Here is a 1,685-nt window from a genome sequence, read left to right as displayed (position 1 = left end):
GCTGCGTGAAGTGCGCGCGCGGCAGGAAATGGTTCGAGCCGTGCTCGAAACCGAGGACGAGGCCACCCCGCTCGATTTCGTCGCGTCGTTTGATCAAAGCCAGGGCGCCGAGGCATTGGCGAGCGCCATTCGGACGCGCCTTGTGTTCKAATTKAAGACGTACCGGCATGGAAGCGKCCGCGGAACGCCCAAGKGTTTTGCCTATCTTCGCGAGCGGGCCGAGGCGGCCGGCATTTTCGTGCTGCTTATCGGCAACCTTGGCAGTCATCACAGCACCMTGAATGTCGAACTCTTCAGGGGCTTTGCCTTCGCCGATTCCGTCGCGCCTTTCGTCGTGATCAACGATCAGGACAGCGAGCAGGCGTGGTCATTCACGCTTCTGCACGAGCTTGCGCATATCTGGCTCGGTCGGACCGGTGTCAGCGGGGGACGGCCGGCAAGCGCGATCGAGACGTTCTGCAATGATGTTGCCGGGCGCATCCTGATGCCCACGGCGGAAATCGTGCAGGAGCCTTCGCTMGTTGGGGCGTCGCAGGAACAGGTGATGGCGCGGATTTCCGCAATCGCGGATGCTCKGCAGGTCAGCCACTCCATGGTGGCCTACAAGCTCTATCGCGAAGGCATCATCGACCAGGAAACATGGTCCGCGGTCACCACGCTGTTCCGCCAGCAATGGCTGAGGAACCGAGCCGCGCAACGAGATCGCGCCAGGGAAAACGAGGGCGGGCCAAGTTACTATACGGTMAAACGCCATAAGCTCGGCAATCGGCTCGTCGAACTCTYCCGGCGAATGCTGGCGGAGGGCGCCTTGTCGCCTTCGAAGGCCGCCGCGATCCTCGGTGTCAAAGCMAGCAACGTCTACTCCMTTACCGATAGCGCGGCGTAAGGAGAAGCCGTGCATCTCCTCGACGCAAACGTTCTGATCACCGCCCATAATCTGTACTACCCGATCGGCCGGTTTCCGGAATTCTGGGATTGGTTGGTMCATATGGGCGAGGCCGGCGAGATCAAAGTTCCTGTGGAGATTCTCGAAGAAATCACCGAGGGCTCGGAAATCGGTCGCTGGCTGAGCGAAGCTGAGAACTACAGTGTTCTGCGGCTGGACGAAGATGTCGACCCGGCCTTGGTGCAAGCTGTTATCGAGAAATACGCTCCCGACCTGAACGACGCTGAGGTCATCGAGATCGGGCGGGATMCGTTTCTGATCGCCTATGCGATGGCGCTGCCCGCCGATCGAATCGTTGTGACGGTCGAGGCTTCGAAGCCAAGCGCAAAGCGCGCAAATCGCCGCATCCCCGACGTCTGCAAGGATCTCGGTGTCCGGTGGTGCAACAGCTTCGAAATGATGACGGCGCTGAACTTCACGACGGCTTGGCGATCCCGAGTCTGACGTTCGTGTGGGTAATGTCAGCCCGGATTTGTCTCCGTCAGGAATTCTCTTGGATCGACAGCCAGCGCTTGGGAGATCTGGCCCAGAACGGTGATCGTTGCAGACATCTMGGCGCGCTCAATGGCACCGATATGGCGCGCGCTYAGGCCCGTGMGATGCGCCARTTCYTCCTGCGTCAGTTTCTTGCCATGRCGTATKCGACGCAAATTSMYCGCCATGACCTCGTTGAGATCCATGACGTCAGCGGAAMCWGAATCGGAATTATTGTTCTAGGAACTATAGTTCCGATTCGACA

Annotated in this window: 3 protein-coding genes; 2 read left to right on the top strand and 1 reads right to left on the bottom strand. The window is 59.4% G+C overall.

The genetic code is table 11. The features are described 5' to 3' along the window. The coding region (locus tag QD357_RS32080; RefSeq protein ID WP_414126046.1) for an ImmA/IrrE family metallo-endopeptidase at positions 1-886 on the top strand (886 nt) is incomplete at its 5' end. Positions 887-895: 9 nt separating this feature from the next. Further along, positions 896-1,390, top strand: a complete 495-nt coding sequence (locus QD357_RS32075; RefSeq protein ID WP_414126044.1) for a DUF4411 family protein — start codon at positions 896-898, stop codon at positions 1,388-1,390. A gap of 17 nt (positions 1,391-1,407) precedes the next feature. Here QD357_RS32075 and QD357_RS32070 read toward each other — a convergent pair whose 3' ends face one another. Then, positions 1,408-1,626 carry a helix-turn-helix domain-containing protein gene (locus QD357_RS32070; protein ID WP_414126043.1) on the bottom strand — a complete coding sequence of 73 codons (219 nt, stop codon included), beginning with the start codon at positions 1,624-1,626 and terminating at the stop codon, positions 1,408-1,410. Positions 1,627-1,685: the final 59 nt, after the last annotated feature.

The sequence above is a fragment of the Rhizobium sp. BR 317 genome, assembly GCF_047445835.1.
Classification (GTDB): domain Bacteria; phylum Pseudomonadota; class Alphaproteobacteria; order Rhizobiales; family Rhizobiaceae; genus Rhizobium; species Rhizobium paranaense.
This window is presented reverse-complemented; position numbering and strand designations above follow the sequence as displayed.